Annotated in this window: 1 pseudogene; it reads right to left on the bottom strand. The window is 64.0% G+C overall.

Going from position 1 to position 644, the window contains the following annotated elements:
* Window positions 1-198: pseudogene (locus KVS69_RS18575) on the bottom strand (hypothetical protein); the annotation flags it as partial.
* Window positions 199-644: the final 446 nt, after the last annotated feature.

The following is a 644-nucleotide window of genomic DNA, read 5'->3' as shown; positions in this document are numbered from 1 at the left end:
GAACACTTTGCCGGTGAACAGGCGAAGCTGCGGGACGAACTGCCCTTGCTGAATAGCGCTATGGACATCGCCGTACAACGCAAGCCCGCCGACGAAGGTGCCGTGCCAGTGGGGATCGGTGTCATCCGCACTGCGATGCGGTGCGAGGTAGGCCGCGACTTCCTCCAGCGTGAGGATCTCGCTTTCGACTTCACTCATCTGAAAACCATCTGGTTTGGTCTTTCGTGACTTTGGATTGCCAAGTTTGCTCAAGTCTACCAAATGGCGGTAGGCGCCAACCAGCAAGAAATCCACCCGGCATTGGGCGAATGTCGGCCAACGCGGGCCCGGAAGGCGTGGCCGGGAGGCGTGCTGCGCATCGAGCTACCTGCGGCGTCTCGTCCCCTTAAGGGCTCCCATCGCTGACGCCAACGGCCAGGACTCGATCCGGGCCTGCGCTTCGTATGAGGGGAGGGCGGTCTTGCTGTCCCTTCACCGTATCACGGCGTTCTCGCCGTCAAGGGCGGCGCGCGCGTTGCGCGCTGGCGTCCTGGCGGCCGGCTTCGCCCCCTGACTGCTTGCGCTGCGCCGTGCTGGCGCCGGTTCCGGGCAATTCCGCCCGAGCAACCGGAGCACGATCATGTCGCAGTTTCCCCTCTCTTCCG

The sequence above is a fragment of the Stenotrophomonas sp. GbtcB23 genome (assembly GCF_019091045.1).
GTDB lineage: Bacteria > Pseudomonadota > Gammaproteobacteria > Xanthomonadales > Xanthomonadaceae > Stenotrophomonas > Stenotrophomonas rhizophila_A.
Note: the sequence above shows the minus strand (reverse complement) of the source record. Positions and strands in the feature narration are given on the sequence as shown.